Origin of the sequence: Streptomyces griseoruber (genome assembly GCF_001514205.1) — a bacterium.
Lineage (GTDB): Bacteria > Actinomycetota > Actinomycetes > Streptomycetales > Streptomycetaceae > Streptomyces > Streptomyces griseoruber.
The window spans coordinates 29,220-45,434 of record NZ_KQ948770.1 but is presented as its reverse complement, the minus strand read 5'-3'; the positions used below and the strand labels follow the sequence as shown (position 1 = coordinate 45,434).

The window sequence follows — 16,215 nt, the reverse complement described above, 5'->3', positions numbered from 1 at the left end:
GGACCCCGTGCACAGCAGGTGCGGGGTCCCGTGCACAGCACAAGACCCGGTCGGTGACCGAAGTCACCGACCGGGTGGATGCTCACAGCGAGGTCAAGCGCCGCGACGATGTTGGTGGGACGAATCCTCGTCCTCGTCGTCCTCGTCGTCCCCGTACAGATCGGCGTACCGTGCGTACGGGTCGTCGTCTTCCTCATCGTCATCGTCCTCGAACGGTTCGCCATTCGGCGGCATGTTCGATGGCGATGCGCCCAGCTCTTCGGCCAGGCGTGAGAGATCCGTCCCGCCGCTGTTGTACTTCAGCTGGCGGGCGACCTTCGCTTGCTTGGCCTTGGCCCGGCCGCGCCCCATGGCTCGACCCCCTCAACGACGGGGCTCGCTGGCCCCAGGTTGACACGCGTTCATGATCCAGAACGGTCTCTCCTCGGAGAGCCCGTCGTAGGGCTCCCACGGTACCTGAGCCCACGCCCGTACGGTACGTCGCCCGTAGCACGCGCGTGTGCGCAGGACCTGTGAGACGCCCCGTCCTCGCTGGTCAGTGGCGATTTTAACCACTTATCGGCGGCCGACCCGCCGGGAAGAGTGAGAGTTCTCTCTAACTTTCCACCCGGCGGTACCGACCAAACCCTCGGGGCGCCTGCGGCGGACCCGTTACCGGAACCTCACCATCCGCGCGTCTGAGCCGCCTCCTGCATCCGCTGCTCGGCGATCCGGTCCGCCGCCGCGGCCGGCGGAATCCCGTCCTCCTTCGCACGTGCGAAGATCGCGAGCGTGGTGTCGAAGATCTTCGACGCCTTCGCCCTGCACCGCTCGAAGTCGAACCCGTGCAGTTCGTCGGCGACCTGGATGACCCCGCCGGCGTTCACCACGTAGTCCGGCGCGTAGAGGATCCCGCGGTCGGCGAGGTCCTTCTCGACGCCCGGGTGGGCCAGCTGGTTGTTGGCCGCGCCGCAGACGATCCGCGCGGTGAGCACGGGGACGGACGCGTCGTTCAGCGCGCCGCCGAGCGCGCAGGGGGCGTAGATGTCGAGCCCCTCGGTCCTGATCAGCGCCTCGGTGTCGGCGACGGCCGTCACACCCTGCGGATGCCGGTCGAGCAGGCGGCGTACGGCGTCCTCGCGCACGTCGGTGACGACGACCTCGGCGCCCTCGGCGCGCAGATGCTCCACCAGGTGGTGGCCGACCTTGCCGACGCCCGCGACGCCGACCCGGCGGCCGCGCAGCGAGGGGTCGCCCCAGGTGTGCTGGGCCGAGGCCCGCATGCCCTGGTAGACACCGAAGGCGGTCAGCACGGAGGAGTCGCCCGCGCCCCCGTTCTCCGGCGAGCGGCCGGTGGTCCAGCGGCACTCACGGGCCACGACGTCCATGTCGGCGACATAGGTGCCGACGTCGCAGGCGGTCACGTACCGGCCGCCGAGGGAGGCCACGAAACGGCCGTAGGCGAGCAGCAGCTGTTCGGTCTTGATCGTGTCGGGGTTGCCGATGATCACGGCCTTCCCGCCGCCGTGGTCCAGACCGGCCATGGCGTTCTTGTACGACATCCCGCGCGCGAGGTTCAGCGCGTCGGCGACGGCCTCCGCCTCGGTCGCGTAGGGGTAGAACCGGGTTCCGCCGAGCGCGGGGCCCAGCGCGGTGGAGTGGAGGGCGATGACGGCCTTGAGGCCGCTCTTGCGGTCCTGGCAGAGCACGACTTGCTCGTGACCCGTCTGCTCCGAGTGGAACAGGGTGTGCAGGACGCCGTTGTCTACGTCGGTCACGGTGGTGACTCCTGGGTAACTGGCGGCGGTCGGGACGCAGGCGCCCAAGGGGGTGGCGGGGCCTGTGGGACGAGCGTAGAGCCTGCGCGGCCCGCCGAACGCGCACCGGTACGGATCACCTTCTTCCGGATGCCGGATCACCTCCTCCCGGAGTACACCCGTGCGACGATTTGCAGGCATTTCCCGTGTCCCCGCGCGCGGGCCGATCAGGTTTCCCGGCCGGGTGGCGGGGGAGGGAGCAGGCGTGCCCAAGGTGTCCTCGGTGATCGTCCCCTATGCGACCTACCTGCGCGTGTACGAGCCGCTGGCCGCCTTCCCCGAGCCCGAGCGCACCCACTGGACGCGCTACGCCCGCCGCCCCGACCGTCCCTCCTGCCAGGACGAGCTGCGCCGCTCGCTGGCCGACCTGCTGCCCACGCCGCCGGTGGCGGTGCCGGTGCACGAGAGCGGGGAGGCGTTCGTCGCCGAGATGGACGGGGTGCTGCACATCTGCCCGTGGCGCACCCGGCTGCGCGGCTGGCAGGCCCTGGCCGAGCTGGGCGAGGAACTGCCCCGGACGGTTCTGGAGGCGGTGCTTCCGGAGGTCGTACGGGCACAGGCGGCGAAGGACTACGAGCGCTGGCGGGAGCACAATCCCGACGCCCGCCCCTGGATCCGTACGGCGACCTGGCAGGTGCCGCTGAACTGGTTCGTGCTCTTCACCGACGAGGAGCGGGTGTACGAGAAGGGGACCGGCGAGTCCGCGCCCGTGCTGCGGTACCGCACGCCGATGGTCCAGGCGCGGCGGCGGACGGCCCGGGGGCTGCGCACGCTCAAGGAGGCCATGGACGAGGGGCCGCTCATCGACGGTCTGCTGGACGTGGGCCGCTGGCTGGAGGAGTTCCATCCGCGTTCGCTGGTGGAACTGGACTACGGCGGCCTCGTGCACACCCTTCCGGCCGGCCATCTGGAGGGCGACCACTCGGCAGCGGACGTCGCCGAGGGCATCGAGGCGCTGAGGGTGGGCGACGGGGCGGCGGCCGGCGAGGCGTACGGGCGGCTCGTCGAGCGGTGGCGGGCGGTCCGGGACCGCCGTTCGGCCAATTAGGGGACCCCGTCGTACAGGTGTCGGACCCGGCATGTTGTGATCTGACGATGTGACAGAGGCGACAGCGCTTTCACAAAGTGACCTGCGTCACGGCCGAAAAGGGTCGAACGGCGTACGGTCAACCGCACTTCACGGAACTGACGGGACGTAGGTCCCCGATCCGGGCTTATGTCGCAAGGGTGACGGACCGCACGTACACGGCCCTTGCGTAGCTTGCCCCTCCTCGTGCCAAAATAGGACAAGGAGTCCGGGGAGGGCTCCGTCCGCCTACTTTGCTCCATGGTGGGGGGAATCTCGGTATTGCACGCTTTGGGGGGTCTGGTGACTCCTGAGCGCCCCTGTGACTGATCGTCACAGGGGCGTGACTGTCCGCTATGGCATGGTCCATCGGCTTCCGTCGCCGATGAACACCTGGGGGGCAATTCCATCGGTTTGGCCGACGCGGCTGGACGGATGGTGTAGTTGTAGTGCCGAGGACAAGCCGTTCGTCCTATAACCGACTCGACTCGCGTCCGCCATTTCGGGCAACGCGGGTCAAGGTGCAGAATTTAGAGGAAAGAACCGAGAAGGTTCGGTTCTCCCGAGGAGGCCGCTCATGACCGCTCGCACCCCTGATGCTGAGCCGCTGCTGACCCCGGCTGAGGTCGCCACCATGTTCCGCGTGGACCCGAAGACGGTCACGCGGTGGGCGAAGGCCGGCAAGCTCACGTCGATCCGTACGCTCGGCGGACACCGCCGTTACCGCGAGGCCGAGGTCCGCGCGCTGCTGGCAGGTATCCCGCAGCAGCGCAGCGAGGCCTGAACAACTGAATAACCGGGCAATACGCCAGGTCCCCCAACCTGTGCGCACGCCCGAAACCTAGCTCCAAGCGACGTGGGTCCTGCCCCAACAGGCCCCTCGCCCATCGGGAACGTCGTCGATCGCGCTGGACTCCGCCGGGTCCAGCGCGATCTTTTTTGTTCGCTTGAGGCCGCACGACGGCGCCTGCGCGGTCGGATCTGGTCGGTCTGTGAGCGAGCCTGTCGGACTCTGGGGAGGGTGTGCGGGGGTTCCTGGAAGCACCTGACACAGGGGTCCCCGGGCGTCCCGTGGCCTTCCTCCCCAGTGGTGCAATTGCACATATTAAATTGACCAGTTGTAGGAGACGGGTAAGAACGCCCGGTTCCAAAACTTATTCCGTGATGCCTGTCACATGCCAGTGGCCTTGTTGCGGCGCGTTCTCCTGCGCTATTGGAGGAGCCGTAACCGGCCCTGTCGATACCGTCGTTGATCACGCGGTCGAGGAGCTTCCGTCCTCCAGGGCATCCTCGAAGGCCTCCTCCAGGACTTCCTCCAAGCCCCCTGCGGGGGCCTGTACGCCCCGTGGAGCGCCATCCATGGCCAGCCGCAGCAGCCGGTGGCAGATCGGACAGTGGCGGGTCAGATGCCCGTACGACGACGCGGCCGACAGATGCGCGCGGAGCAGCGCCCGCGTCTCGTGCCTAGCCGATGCCGCCATATGCCACCTCCAGGAGGGCCACGCGGGGAACGTGCCCCGAGTTCTGGGGTACCGAGCGAATGTGACGCCGTCAAGGGAGCCGCCGAGTATGCGGCCACGGCCAGGGGCGTAACCCGGACACGCAAAGAGGCCCGGATCCGAAGATCCGGGCCTCTTTCACTGCGGTCCTGACGGGATTTGAACCCGCGGCCTCCACCTTGACAGGGTGGCGAGCACTCCAAACTGCTCCACAGGACCAGGCTTTGCGGCACTTTGTGCTGCGCTGTGCTGCGAGAAGGACTGTACAGGAGGGTGAGCCCGCTGGTCGAACTCACCCTCTGTACAGGGACCGTCACGGAGCGGCCGCGTCGATCGCCTTCACGATCCGCTTGTCCGAGACCGGGTACGCCGTGCCCAGCGCGTGGGCGAAATAGCTGACCCGGAGCTCCTCGATCATCCAGCGGATCTCCAGGACCGAGGACGGGACGGGCCGGCCCTGGGGCAGCTGCTCCAGGAGCCAGGCGAACTCGTCCTGCATCTCGTGGACCTTCTCCATGCGCGTGGTGTCCCGCTGGACCCCCGTCGGCATCTGCTGGAGGCGCCGGTCGGCGGCCACCAGGTAACGCATGAGGTCCGGGAGCCGGCGCAGCCCCGCCCAGGTCACGAAGCCGGGCTTCACCAGGGCGTCCAACTGCTTGCGCACATCCGTCAGGTTCGCGAGCAGCGCGGGGCTGCGCACGCCCTTCAGCCGCCGCTCACAGGCCTGCCAGGCGGCCAGCACCTGCTGCACCTGCCCGACGGTCCGCACGGTGGTGTCGACGATCTCCGCGCGCACCTTGTCGTACAGCTTCCGGTGCGACTCCTCGTCCCACGCCGGCCCCCCGAAGTCGGCGATCAGCTTGTCCGCCGCCGCCATCGCGCAGTCGTCGAACAGGGCCTGGATCGAACCGTGCGGATTGGCCGACAGCGCGAGCTTCTGAGCGTTCGTGAGCTTTTCGGACGCGAACTTAGCAGGGTTGACCGGGATGTTGCGCAGAATGAGCCGCCGGGTGCCCTTCCACATCGCCTCCGCCTGCTCCGCCTCCGTGTCGAAGAGGCGTACGGAGACGGTGTCGCCGTCGTCGACCAGGGCCGGGTAGGCCTTCACCGGCTGGCCGGCGCGGCGCGTCTCGAACACCCGGGTCAGGGAGCCGATCGACCAGTCCGTCAGCCCCTTGCGCTCCAGCGACTCACCACCCTGTCGTACGGCGGTGGCGGCGGCCGCCTGGGAGATGGCCTGGCGCGCCTTCGGCTTCAGCCGCAGCTTCAGCGTCTCCAGATCCTTGTCCTCGGCCAGCTTGCGCCGCCGCTCGTCGACGATCCGGAAGGTGATCTTCAGATGGTCGGGGAGCTTCGCCCAGTCGAAGTCCTCCGCCTCGAAGGGGACACCGACCATGCGCTTGAGATCGCGGGCCATGGCGGTGGTGAGCGGCTCCTGAAGGGGGACCGCCTGGTCCAGGAAGCGCTTCGCGAAGTTCGGCGCCGGCACGTAGTTGCGGCGGACCGGCTTGGGCAGGGAGCGGATCAGCTCGGTGACGACCTCCGCCCGCAGGCCCGGGATCTGCCAGTCGAAACCGTCGTCCGTGACCTGGTTGAGGACCTGGAGGGGGATGTGGACCGTCACACCGTCCGCGTCCGCACCGGGCTCGAACTGGTACGTCACCCGGAACTTCAGCTGCCCCTGGCGCCAGGAGTCGGGATAGTCGGCCTTGGTGACCGCCTCCGCCGACTCGCGGATGAGCATCTCCCGCTCGAAGTCGAGGAAGTCGGGCTGCTCCTGCCGCTTGCGCTTCCACCAGGAGTCGAAGTGGGCCCCGGACACCACATGCTCGGGCACCCGCTGGTCGTAGAAGTCGAACAGCGTCTCGTCGTCCACGACGATGTCCCGGCGCCGGGCCCGGTTCTCCAGTTCCTCGACCTCGCTGAGGAGCTTGCGGTTGTCGGCGAAGAACTTGTGGTGCGTCCGCCAGTCGCCCTCGACGAGCGCGTTGCGGATGAAAAGCTCGCGGCTCGTCTCCGGGTCGATCCGGCCGTAGTTGACCTTCCGCTGGGCGATGATCGGTACGCCGTACAGCGTGACCTTCTCGAACGCCATCACGGCCGCCATGTCCTTCTCCCAGTGCGGCTCGCTGTACGTCCGCTTCAGGAGGTGGCCTGCGATGGGCTCGACCCACTCGGGCTCGATCTTCGCGTTGACGCGGGCCCACAGGCGGGACGTCTCCACCAGCTCGGCGGACATGACGAAGCGGGGCGTCTTCTTGAACAGCGCCGAACCGGGGAAGATCGCGAACTTGGCGCTCCGCGCGCCCAGGTACTCGTTCTTCGCCGTGTTCCTCCCGCCCTCCCCCCCGGCGTCCTTCACGTCCTTCATACCGATGTGCGAGAGCAGACCGGCGAGCAGGGAGACATGGATGCTGTCGGCGCCGGCGTCCTGCTCGTTGAGGGGGATGCCCATCTGCTTGGCGACCGTGCGCAGCTGCGTATAGATGTCCTGCCACTCACGGATGCGCAGGAAGTTCAGGTACTCCTGCTTGCACATCCGGCGGAAGGACGACGAGCCGCGCTCGCGCTGCTGCTCACGGACGTACCGCCACAGATTGAGGTACGCCAGGAAATCGCTGGTCTCGTCCTTGAAGCGGGCGTGCTGCTGGTCGGCCTGGGTCTGCTTGTCGGCCGGGCGCTCGCGCGGGTCCTGGATGGACAGCGCGGCGGCTATCACCATGACCTCGCGGACACAGCCGTTCTTCTCCGCCTCCAGGACCATCCGGGCCAGCCGCGGGTCGACGGGGAGCTGGGCCAGCTTGCGGCCGGTCTGCGTCAGCCGGTTGCGCGGGTCCTTCTGGGCCGGGTCGAGCGCGTTCAGCTCCTGGAGCAGCTGGACGCCGTCACGGATGTTGCGGTGGTCCGGCGGGTCGATGAACGGGAACTTCTCGATGTCGCCGAGGCCGGCCGCGGTCATCTGCAGGATGACGGAGGCGAGGTTGGTACGGAGGATCTCGGCGTCCGTGAACTCCGGACGGGCGTTGAAGTCGTCCTCGGTGTAGAGGCGGATGCAGATGCCGTCGCTGGTGCGTCCGCAGCGGCCCTTGCGCTGGTTGGCGCTGGCCTGGCTGATCGGCTCGATGGGCAGGCGCTGCACCTTGGTGCGGTGGCTGTAGCGGCTGATCCGGGCGAAGCCGGGGTCGATGACGTACTTGATGCCCGGGACGGTGAGGGAGGTCTCGGCGACGTTGGTCGCCAGCACGATCCTGCGCCCGGTGTGCGGCTGGAAGACGCGGTGCTGCTCGGCGTGCGAGAGCCGGGCGTACAGCGGCAGCACCTCGGTGAACCGGTACTGCTTCTTCTCCAGCGCGTCCGCCGTGTCCCGGATCTCGCGCTCGCCGGAGAGGAAGACGAGGATGTCGCCCCGGCCCTCGGCCTGGAGTTCCTCGACGGCGTCGCAGATCGCGGTGATCTGGTCCCGGTCGGCGTCCTCGGAGTCCTCCTCCAGGAGGGGCCGGTAGCGCACCTCGACCGGGTACGTCCGCCCGCTGACCTCGATGATGGGGGCGTCGCCGAAGTGCCGGGAGAAGCGCTCGGGATCGATGGTCGCCGAGGTGATGACGACCTTCAGATCGGGCCGCCGCGGCAGCAGCTGCGCCAGGTACCCCAGCAGGAAGTCGATGTTCAGGGACCGCTCGTGGGCCTCGTCGATGATGATCGTGTCGTAGGCGCGCAGCTCGCGGTCCGTCTGGATCTCGGCGAGCAGGATGCCGTCCGTCATCAACTTCACGAACGTGGCGTCCGGGTTGACCTGGTCGGTGAAGCGGACCTTCCAGCCGACGGCCTCACCGAGCGGCGTCCGCAACTCCTCGGCGACACGCTCGGCGACCGTACGGGCGGCGATCCTTCTCGGCTGGGTGTGCCCGATCATGCCGCGGACGCCACGGCCCAGCTCGAGGCAGATCTTCGGAATCTGGGTCGTCTTGCCGGACCCGGTCTCACCGGCGACGATGACGACCTGGTGATCACGGATGGCGGCCGCGATCTCGTCCTTCTTCTGGCTGACCGGGAGCTGCTCGGGATACGTGACGGCCGGGACGCGGTCGCGCCGCAGGACCATCCGCTCCTCGACCTGTGCGACCTCGGCCTCAATCTCGGCGAGGACGGCGGCACGGGCCTCCGGCTTGCGGATCTTGCGCGCGCCTTCGAGCCTGCGCCCGAGCCGGTGCGCGTCGCGCAGGGACAGCTCGGTCAGACGGGGGGCGAGGGCGCCGAGGGCGGGGGCAGGGTGCGTAGACATACGCGATCCAGGATCTCATCCCGGTCAAATACGTGGCGAACCTTTTTGGGCCGCCTCCCGTACCCGCCTCCCGCACCCGCCCCCGCACCCGCCTCCGTGGACGTCACCGAACGTCGACGTAGTCCTCGGTTCCGCTGCCGACGAAGTGCTTGCTGTCGGGATAGAGGAAGACGGGCACCCAGGTGCCGTCCTTCTGGGCCTTGAAGCCCTTGCTGAAGGAACCGTTCGTCTTGGTGGTGACGGTGGTCATCAGGTACCAGGTGTTCGTGCCCTTGGGCCGGAAGAGGATCTGCACCTTCCTGCCGCCGTACGCCTTCCACGCGGTCGTGCCGGGCTTCGCCTCCTGCAGCACGCCCGTGACGGTGATCGTGCGGCCCTTGCGGACCGGTTCGGGAGAGGCGTTCGCGCCCTTGATCCGGGTGAGGGAGCGGTTTCTGCGCAGGGGCTTGCTGGTGCCGCCCTTGATGTCCTTCGTGGTGGACCCGGCGTATCGCAGCCGCCAGTATCCGTCCGTGTACCCGGGAATGTCGTCGACGATGAACTGTGTGCCGAAGCTGGTCTTCACGGTCTTCTTGGTGGTCCAGCCGGTGCTGCCGTTGGGCGAGTACTGGATGTCGACGGCCACCTGGCCGCTGAAGTAGTTCCCGACCACGTCGACGCTGCCGGTGACCTCAAGGTTGGCGTACTCGTCCAGCCGGGCTGTGAATTCGGGGAAGCGCGTTGTCGAGGTGACGGCCACGTTCACGTCGACGTGCGCGGTGCGCTGGATCCACGCGTTGTACGGGTAGGGCGGGAAGCCCACCTCGTAGGTGGTGTTGCCGTACGCGTACGTGGACAGGGTGAAGCGGCCGTTCTCGTCCGTGGTCGCGTCGATCGCGTGGGAGGTGGAGCTGTCCTTGTAGTCCATCTCGACCGGAATGCCGGCCAGCGGCTTCCACTGGTCGCCGCTCTGGTACTCCAGGGTCCCGCCGACCTTGAGCGGGTCGTTGGCCGTGAGGTGGAAATCGGTCCTGTCGAGGATGAAGCGGGTGGGAGCGGCCTTGGGCGTGATGCTGCGGATGGGGCTGTACGCCCAGCCCGGCTCGCCCTCGTACTGGGCACGGGCCCAGCCGCCCTCCTGTATCTCCCTGGAGGCGGAGAAGTGTCCGCTCTCGTCCGTGACCGCGGTGGTCTCGAGGCGGCCGAGGTCGAGGTTCACGGTGGCGCCGGCGAAGGGCGAGGTCTCCCGGGTGCTCGGGTCGCGGACCACCATGGCGCCCGTGGCGGTGACCGTCCTGTGCTCGATGTCCGGCTCGGTCGGCGTGACCGCGAAGTCCGTGAACACGGGCTGCTTGCGGTAGCGCAGAGTGCCCGCGTCCTTCTGGACGGTGGTCTCGCCCGCCGTGTTCGTGGCCTCGACATCGATCGTGTAGTCACCGAGGGTGTCCAGGTGGACGGGCGGGGAGGACCAGACGCCCTCCCACTGGCTGACGTAGTACGTCTGCTTGAAGTCGGTGACCGTGGCGACCGGCGGCTCGGACTCGCTGCTGCCGACCGGGCGGAGATCCACGGTGACCTTGTCGATCTCGCTGCCGTAGTTGAGCCGTACGTCGACGACCGACCAGTCGGCCTGGTCGCTGTACGCCTGCAGCACGTTCGGTCCCACGGCGTGCGCCGTGACGGGCATGGCGAGCGTGGAGAACAGGACGGCGCCGGCCGTGACCAGTCCTCGTGCGATGCGTCTCAAGAACCCCCCTAGGTTCTCTGTGAGCTACATGAGCGACGAAAACCCCCTCCGGATCACCGGAGGGGGTTTTCGATCTGAGTGGCTGGGGCCGGGGTCGAACCGGCGACCTATCGCTTTTCAGGCGATCGCTCGTACCAACTGAGCTACCCAGCCACGAGGTTTCACGTGAAACCTCAGCGGTCCTGACGGGATTTGAACCCGCGGCCTCCACCTTGACAGGGTGGCGAGCACTCCAAACTGCTCCACAGGACCAAGCTGTTGTGTACGACAGTGTCGCACACGATGTTGCGTGCCCCCAACGGGATTCGAACCCGTGCTACCGCCTTGAAAGGGCGGCGTCCTAGGCCGCTAGACGATGAGGGCTATCGGCCCGCCTGCGCGCTTCTCAGCGCGTCGGGGACGTGAGAAGCATATGGGATGGCGGGAGGGATCGCCAAAACGGTTTACGGGGAGGGGCTGGAAGGGGGCGGGGAGGAGGGGGATGAGGGCGGAGAGGAGGGGGATGAGGGCGGGGAGGAAGGAGATGAGGGCGGGGCCGGGGAGGCCCCGGGCTGGTTTTCCTTCGGGAGGTGGCGGCTGACTTCTGCTGTCGTCAGGCCCAGGCCGCCCAGTTTGATCTCGTCCCAGGCCTGGAGCCGTTTGGTGCCGCGGTCGAAGTAGAGGATCGACGCCTCGATGGGGTCGGGGTACTCGCCCTCGACGGCCCGCAGGCCGCTGCCGCCCGTCGAGCCCTCCACGCGCAGCCGGGTGCCGTTCTTCATCACCTCCGTCTGCTCGTGGTGGAGATGGCCGGAGAGGACCAGCGGGACCGTGCCGTCGGTGCGGCGGGCGGCGGAGGGCTCGTGGACGACGGCCACGTCGACCGGGGTCCCGGCGGCCGTCTCGGTGCGCAGCGCCTCCGCCAGACGGTCGCCCGCCGCCTCCTGGGACGCCCCGGCGCCCGGCACCGAGGAGCGGTCGGGGGTGAACTGGGGGTCGCCCATGCCCGCGAAGCGCAGCCCGGCGACGGTCTCGGCGCGGCCGTCGTCGAGGACGTGCACGTTCTTGATGCGGTCCAGGTAGCTCTGGGTGACGCGGGAGTCGTGGTTGCCGCGGACCCAGACGTACGGCGCGCCCAGGTCGGCGACGGGGTCGAGGAAGCCGTTCTCGGCGGACGTGCCGTGGTCCATGGTGTCGCCGGAGTCGACGATCACGTTCACCTTGTACTGCTCCACCAGCGAGGCGATGATCTTCCAGCTCGCGGGGTTGAGATGGATGTCGGAGACGTGCAGGACGCGGACCGTGGTGGGGTCGGGCTGGTAGGCCGGAAGCGTCGAGGTGACGTCGTAGAGCTTGGTCACGTTGGTGACCAGGCGGGCCAGTTCCTGCTGGTAGACGTCGAACTCGGTGACGATGCTGCGGGCGTTGCCGACGAGTGAGGGCGCGGAGGAGAGCAGGCCGGAGAAGCGGGGTTCGAGGACCGACTTGGGGTTCCAGGTGGCGTACGCGGTGGCACCGGAGGCGGCGAGCAGGGCCAGGGCGAGGCCGCCGGCGGTGAGGGCGCGGCGCGGGCGGCGGTAGACGACGAGGCCGAGGGCGGTGGCGCCGGAGACGACGGCGACACAGGAGCGTACGGCGAGGTCGAGGGTGCCGTGCTCGACGTCGTGGGCGACCTCGTCCTGGAGGCCGGAGAGGCGCTCGGGGTGGTCGACGAGGGCCTGGGAACGGGCGGGATCGAGCTGGTCGACGTTGACGTCCAGGCGGAGCGGGGCGGTGTGGCTGTCGAGGGTGAGGGCGCCCAGCGGGGAGACGTTGATCTTGGTGCCGCCGGTGAGGGAGGGGCGCAGCGTCATCGTCGTGTTCATGGGGCCGACCGGTACGCGTACGTTCCCGACGACCAGCAGGCCCAGCCAGGCGCCCAGCAGGACGACCGCGACGAGGCCGAGGGTGCGGGACCAGGAGCGCGGGCGGGGCGCGAGTTCCAGGGTGGGGGCGGGGCGCGTACGGGGGACGCGGAAACGGACACGGACGCGAGCCATTGGTGCCGTATGCCCGGGTGTGCGTCCGGATATGCGGTCGGGCGGTGTCCGTCCCGTCGGCGGCCCAGCCCTGCCCGTCGGCAGTCCGCGCCGACCGGTTCTCCTCCCAGGGGAGTGGTGTACCCGACAATGGGCCTGTGCTGGAGATGACGCGCGAGGAGTTCGAGGAACTGGTCGCCGAGGCGCTGGACCGGATTCCGCCGGAGTTGACGCGGCTGATGGACAACGTCGCGGTGTTCGTCGAGGACGAGCCGCCGGCGGACGATCCCGAGCTGCTCGGGCTGTACGAGGGGACCCCGCTGACGGACCGCGGGGAGTGGTACGCGGGGGTGCTGCCCGACCGGATCACGATCTACCGGGGGCCGACGCTGCGGATGTGCGCGACCCGGGAGGAGGTCGTCGCGGAGACCGAGGTGACGGTGGTGCACGAGATCGCCCACCACTTCGGCATCGACGACGCACGGCTGCACGCCCTCGGCTACGGCTGACGGCCACGGCCGGCGCCCTTCGTGAAGGGGGCGCGTGTCCTCCTGCGGGCGGCGGGAGTTGGTGAGGTGACTCATTTGCGCCTGCACCGGAGGTGGCCCCGTGCGCCCCATGTACGTACCCGTTCGTCTGGCCGCCACCCTCCTGGCCGTGACCGCCGCCGCCGGCTGCATGAGCGTGGGGAACGACGCGGAAGGCCCGGTCAAGCCGTCGCACTCGGCGGGGCGGCACGGCGGTGCGGAGCCCGACGGGGGCCCGGCGGGCGTGGGCGGCGGCTACCTGGGCGCCGTCGGCGGGGACGGCAAGCACGGGCACGGGAAGAGCCGGGGGCGGCACGGGGCGAGCGCCTCCGCCTCCGCGACCGCCTCGCCGTCCGCCGGTGCAAGCGCCTCGGCGTCGGCGGGCCCGGCCAAGCCGGGGCGGACCGTGCAGCCGGGCGAGCCGACGCCGACGAAGGAGCAGCCGACGACGCCCGACTCGCCCGCCCCGGAGCCTCCGGCGCCCTCCCCCGAGTCGCCGTCTCCGGTGCCGGACCCGACGATCGCCGAACCCTCGTCCGCCGCGCACGAGGAGACCGGCGGCGGGACCGCCGCCCAGCTGATCCAGCGGGAGCCGGCCCCGGAGGCGGGGGCGCCGGTCTAGGGCCGTGCGGCGCCTGGGACGGTTGCCCGCGCCGCCGGGTGACGTGACGAGGGTCTCCCCGGTGTTCCGGGGGCTTGATTTGCCTTCGGTGGGGCAGGGTGCGTATGGTGGTAGATCGTTTGATCCCATTTGCCCGGCGCCACCACAGAGCGCGCCGTGTGGCGCGTACTCTCCCTTGCCGTGGCGGACCGCATTGAGGCGGTCGTAATGCGAACACGGAGTTGACGGGCGCGTGCCGACGAGACTCCGGAAGGTTTCGCTTACGCATGTCCATTTCCAGTACCGATCACGCTGTCCTGCCCGAGGACACCAAGGCCACCGAGGCCGCCCAGACCGTCGAGAACGAGGCGCTCGAGGCGCTCGAGAACATCGCTGACGTCGAGCTCGCCGACGAGATCGTCGACATCGTCGAGGTCGCCGACGAGATCGACGAGGCCGACGTGGCCGACGAGACCCCCGAGATCACCTTCGCCGACCTGGGCCTGCCCGAGGGCGTCGTGCGCAAGCTCGCGCAGAACGGTGTGACGGTCCCCTTCCCGATCCAGGCCGCGACCATCCCGGACGCCCTGACCGGCAAGGACATCCTCGGCCGCGGCCGCACCGGCTCCGGCAAGACCCTCTCCTTCGGTCTGCCGACCCTGGCCACGCTGGCCGGCGGGCACACCCAGAAGCACAAGCCCCGCGCCGTCATCCTCACCCCGACCCGTGAGCTGGCGATGCAGGTCGCCGACGCGCTCCAGCCGTACGGCGACGTCCTCGGCCTGAAGATGAAGGTCGTCTGCGGCGGTACGTCGATGGGCAACCAGATCTACGCCCTCGAGCGCGGCGTCGACGTCCTCGTCGCCACCCCGGGCCGTCTGCGCGACATCATCAACCGCGGCGCCTGCTCCCTCGAGGACGTGCAGATCGCCGTTCTCGACGAGGCCGACCAGATGTCCGACCTGGGCTTCCTGCCCGAGGTGACGGAGCTGCTCGACCAGGTGCCGGCCGGCGGCCAGCGCATGCTCTTCTCCGCGACGATGGAGAACGAGATCAAGACCCTCGTCGACCGCTACCTGAACAAGCCGGTCTCGCACGAGGTCGACGCCGCCCAGGGCGCCGTCACGACCATGTCCCACCACATCCTGATCGTGAAGCCCAAGGACAAGGCGCCGGTCACCGCCGCGATCGCCTCCCGCAAGGGCCGCACCATCATCTTCGTCCGCACCCAGCTGGGCGCCGACCGCGTCGCCGAGCAGCTGCGCGAGGCGGGCGTGAAGGCGGACGCGCTGCACGGCGGCATGACGCAGGGCGCGCGGACCCGGACCCTCGCCGACTTCAAGGACGGCTACGTCAACGTCCTGGTCGCGACCGACGTCGCCGCCCGAGGCATCCACGTCGACGGCATCGACCTGGTCCTCAACGTCGACCCCGCCGGCGACCACAAGGACTACCTGCACCGGGCCGGCCGTACGGCGCGCGCCGGGCGTACGGGCACGGTCGTGTCCCTCTCCCTGCCGCACCAGCGCCGTCAGATCTTCCGGCTGATGGAGGACGCGGGCGTCGACGCCGCGCGCCACATCATCCAGGGCGGTGCCGCCTTCGACCCGGAGGTCGCCGAGATCACCGGCGCCCGTTCGATGACCGAGGTCCAGGCGGAGTCCGCGGGCAACGCGGCCCAGCAGGCCGAGCGTGAGGTCGCCCACCTCACCAAGCAGCTCGAGCGGGCGCAGCGCCGCGCGAGCGAGCTGCGCGAGGAGGCGGACCGACTGGTCGCCCGGGTCGCCCGCGAGCGCGGCGAGGACCCCGAGACGGCGGTGGCCGAGGCGCAGGAGCAGGCCGATGCCGAGGTGCAGGCGGCGGTCGAGGCGGCCTCCGTCCCCGAGCAGCCGGCCGCGCGGGACATCGACCGGGTCGCGCGCGAGGAGCGCACGCCGTCCACGCCGTCGTACGAGCGCCGTGAGCGCCGTGACGACCGTGGTGGCCGTTCCTTCGAGCGTCGTGACGACCGTGGCGGCTTCCGCCGTGACGACCGCGACAACCGCGACAACCGTGGTGGCGGCTTCAACCGCGACAACCGCGACGACCGCGGCGGCCGTTCCTTCGAGCGCCGTGACGACCGTGGTGGCCGTTCCTTCGAGCGTCGTGACGACCGCGGTGGCTTCCGCCGTGACGACCGCGACAACCGCGACAACCGTGGTGGCGGCTTCAACCGCGACAACCGCGACCGCGACAACCGTGGTGGCGGCTTCAACCGCGACAACCGTGACGACCGCGGCGGCCGTTCCTTCGAGCGTCGTGACGACCGTGGCGGCTTCCGCCGTGACGACCGCGACAACCGCGACAACCGTGGTGGCGGGTTCAACCGCGACAACCGCGACGACCGCGGCGACCGTGGTGGCCGTTCCTTCGAGCGTCGTGACGACCGTGGTTTCGAGCGCCGGGACGACCGTGGCGGCTTCCGCCGCGACGACCGTGCCGGTCACCGTGGCAGCGACCGCCCGTTCAACCGTGACCGCCGCGACGACCGCCCGGGCTTCCGCGCCGGCGGCCACGACCGCCCGTTCGCCCGTCGTGACGACCACCGCGGTGACCACCGTGGCAGCGGCTCCTTCGGCCGCCGCGACGACAAGCCGCGCTGGAAGCGCAACGGCTGACGCCGGCCGGTAGCTGACCGAAGGGCCCGTACGACTCCTCGTCGTACGGGCCCTTTCGGCACCC

The 16,215-nt window shown here is 69.5% G+C and carries 11 protein-coding genes and 4 tRNA genes; 5 read left to right on the top strand and 10 right to left on the bottom strand.

Annotation, left to right across the window (positions count from 1 at the left end; genetic code table 11):
• Window positions 1-93: 93 nt before the first annotated feature.
• Entirely contained in the window at window positions 94-351 is a 258-nt protein-coding gene (locus AQJ64_RS20790) for a DUF3073 domain-containing protein (protein WP_055631815.1), read from the bottom strand.
• A gap of 311 nt (window positions 352-662) precedes the next feature.
• The gene (locus AQJ64_RS20785; RefSeq protein WP_055631814.1) at window positions 663-1,757 is read right to left on the bottom strand and encodes a Leu/Phe/Val dehydrogenase; all 1,095 of its coding nucleotides are present in this window, start codon (window positions 1,755-1,757) and stop codon (window positions 663-665) included.
• 244 nt (window positions 1,758-2,001) lie between these two features.
• Here AQJ64_RS20785 and AQJ64_RS20780 point away from each other — a divergent pair, with 244 nt between their 5' ends.
• Both AQJ64_RS20780 and bldC read left to right on the top strand, forming a co-directional pair.
• Window positions 2,002-2,844: a DUF8083 family protein gene (locus AQJ64_RS20780; RefSeq protein WP_055631813.1), complete on the top strand. Its 843-nt coding sequence runs from the start codon at window positions 2,002-2,004 to the stop codon at window positions 2,842-2,844.
• A gap of 595 nt (window positions 2,845-3,439) precedes the next feature.
• Window positions 3,440-3,646 (top strand): developmental transcriptional regulator BldC, encoded by a 207-nt coding sequence (gene bldC / locus AQJ64_RS20775; RefSeq protein ID WP_003949541.1) that lies wholly within the window; start codon window positions 3,440-3,442, stop codon window positions 3,644-3,646.
• 469 nt (window positions 3,647-4,115) lie between these two features.
• Here bldC and AQJ64_RS20770 read toward each other — a convergent pair whose 3' ends face one another.
• From AQJ64_RS20770 to AQJ64_RS20735, 8 genes are all read right to left on the bottom strand, one after another.
• Window positions 4,116-4,343 (bottom strand): DUF6274 family protein, encoded by a 228-nt coding sequence (locus AQJ64_RS20770; protein WP_055631812.1) that lies wholly within the window; start codon window positions 4,341-4,343, stop codon window positions 4,116-4,118.
• Window positions 4,344-4,505: 162 nt separating this feature from the next.
• Window positions 4,506-4,580: transfer RNA gene (locus AQJ64_RS20765), tRNA-Asp, on the bottom strand.
• Between the two features lie 94 nt (window positions 4,581-4,674).
• A complete protein-coding gene (gene hrpA / locus AQJ64_RS20760; RefSeq protein WP_059202860.1) occupies window positions 4,675-8,643 on the bottom strand; it encodes an ATP-dependent RNA helicase HrpA in 3,969 nt (1,322 codons plus the stop codon).
• 103 nt (window positions 8,644-8,746) lie between these two features.
• Window positions 8,747-10,369 (bottom strand): hypothetical protein, encoded by a 1,623-nt coding sequence (locus AQJ64_RS20755; protein ID WP_244902674.1) that lies wholly within the window; start codon window positions 10,367-10,369, stop codon window positions 8,747-8,749.
• 79 nt (window positions 10,370-10,448) lie between these two features.
• Window positions 10,449-10,522: transfer RNA gene (locus AQJ64_RS20750), tRNA-Phe, on the bottom strand.
• A 24-nt stretch (window positions 10,523-10,546) separates the two neighbouring features.
• Window positions 10,547-10,621, bottom strand: a tRNA-Asp gene (locus tag AQJ64_RS20745).
• A gap of 38 nt (window positions 10,622-10,659) precedes the next feature.
• Window positions 10,660-10,732 (bottom strand) — tRNA-Glu (locus AQJ64_RS20740).
• An 80-nt stretch (window positions 10,733-10,812) separates the two neighbouring features.
• Window positions 10,813-12,387 carry a metallophosphoesterase family protein gene (locus AQJ64_RS20735; protein ID WP_079061809.1) on the bottom strand — a complete coding sequence of 525 codons (1,575 nt, stop codon included), beginning with the start codon at window positions 12,385-12,387 and terminating at the stop codon, window positions 10,813-10,815.
• Between the two features lie 137 nt (window positions 12,388-12,524).
• On the opposite strand from AQJ64_RS20735, the gene AQJ64_RS20730 reads away from it, so the two are divergent.
• The 3 genes from AQJ64_RS20730 to AQJ64_RS20720 all read left to right on the top strand — a co-directional run bounded on the left by AQJ64_RS20730 (window position 12,525) and on the right by AQJ64_RS20720 (window position 16,151).
• Window positions 12,525-12,875 (top strand): metallopeptidase family protein, encoded by a 351-nt coding sequence (locus tag AQJ64_RS20730; protein WP_055637702.1) that lies wholly within the window; start codon window positions 12,525-12,527, stop codon window positions 12,873-12,875.
• Between the two features lie 100 nt (window positions 12,876-12,975).
• Window positions 12,976-13,515 (top strand): hypothetical protein, encoded by a 540-nt coding sequence (locus AQJ64_RS20725; RefSeq protein ID WP_055637703.1) that lies wholly within the window; start codon window positions 12,976-12,978, stop codon window positions 13,513-13,515.
• Between the two features lie 266 nt (window positions 13,516-13,781).
• Window positions 13,782-16,151, top strand: coding sequence for a DEAD/DEAH box helicase (locus AQJ64_RS20720; RefSeq protein WP_055637704.1), 2,370 nt, complete (start codon window positions 13,782-13,784; stop codon window positions 16,149-16,151).
• The last annotated feature ends 64 nt before the right edge of the window (window positions 16,152-16,215 follow it).

Coding starts and splice junctions, on each gene's coding strand:
- AQJ64_RS20790 (WP_055631815.1), bottom strand. CDS start 351: ATGGGGCGCGGCCGGGCCAAGGCCAAGCAAGCGAAGGTCGCCCGCCAG.
- bldC (WP_003949541.1), top strand. CDS start 3,440: ATGACCGCTCGCACCCCTGATGCTGAGCCGCTGCTGACCCCGGCTGAG.
- AQJ64_RS20770 (WP_055631812.1), bottom strand. CDS start 4,343: ATGGCGGCATCGGCTAGGCACGAGACGCGGGCGCTGCTCCGCGCGCAT.
- hrpA (WP_059202860.1), bottom strand. CDS start 8,643: ATGTCTACGCACCCTGCCCCCGCCCTCGGCGCCCTCGCCCCCCGTCTG.
- AQJ64_RS20735 (WP_079061809.1), bottom strand. CDS start 12,387: ATGGCTCGCGTCCGTGTCCGTTTCCGCGTCCCCCGTACGCGCCCCGCC.
- AQJ64_RS20720 (WP_055637704.1), top strand. CDS start 13,782: ATGTCCATTTCCAGTACCGATCACGCTGTCCTGCCCGAGGACACCAAG.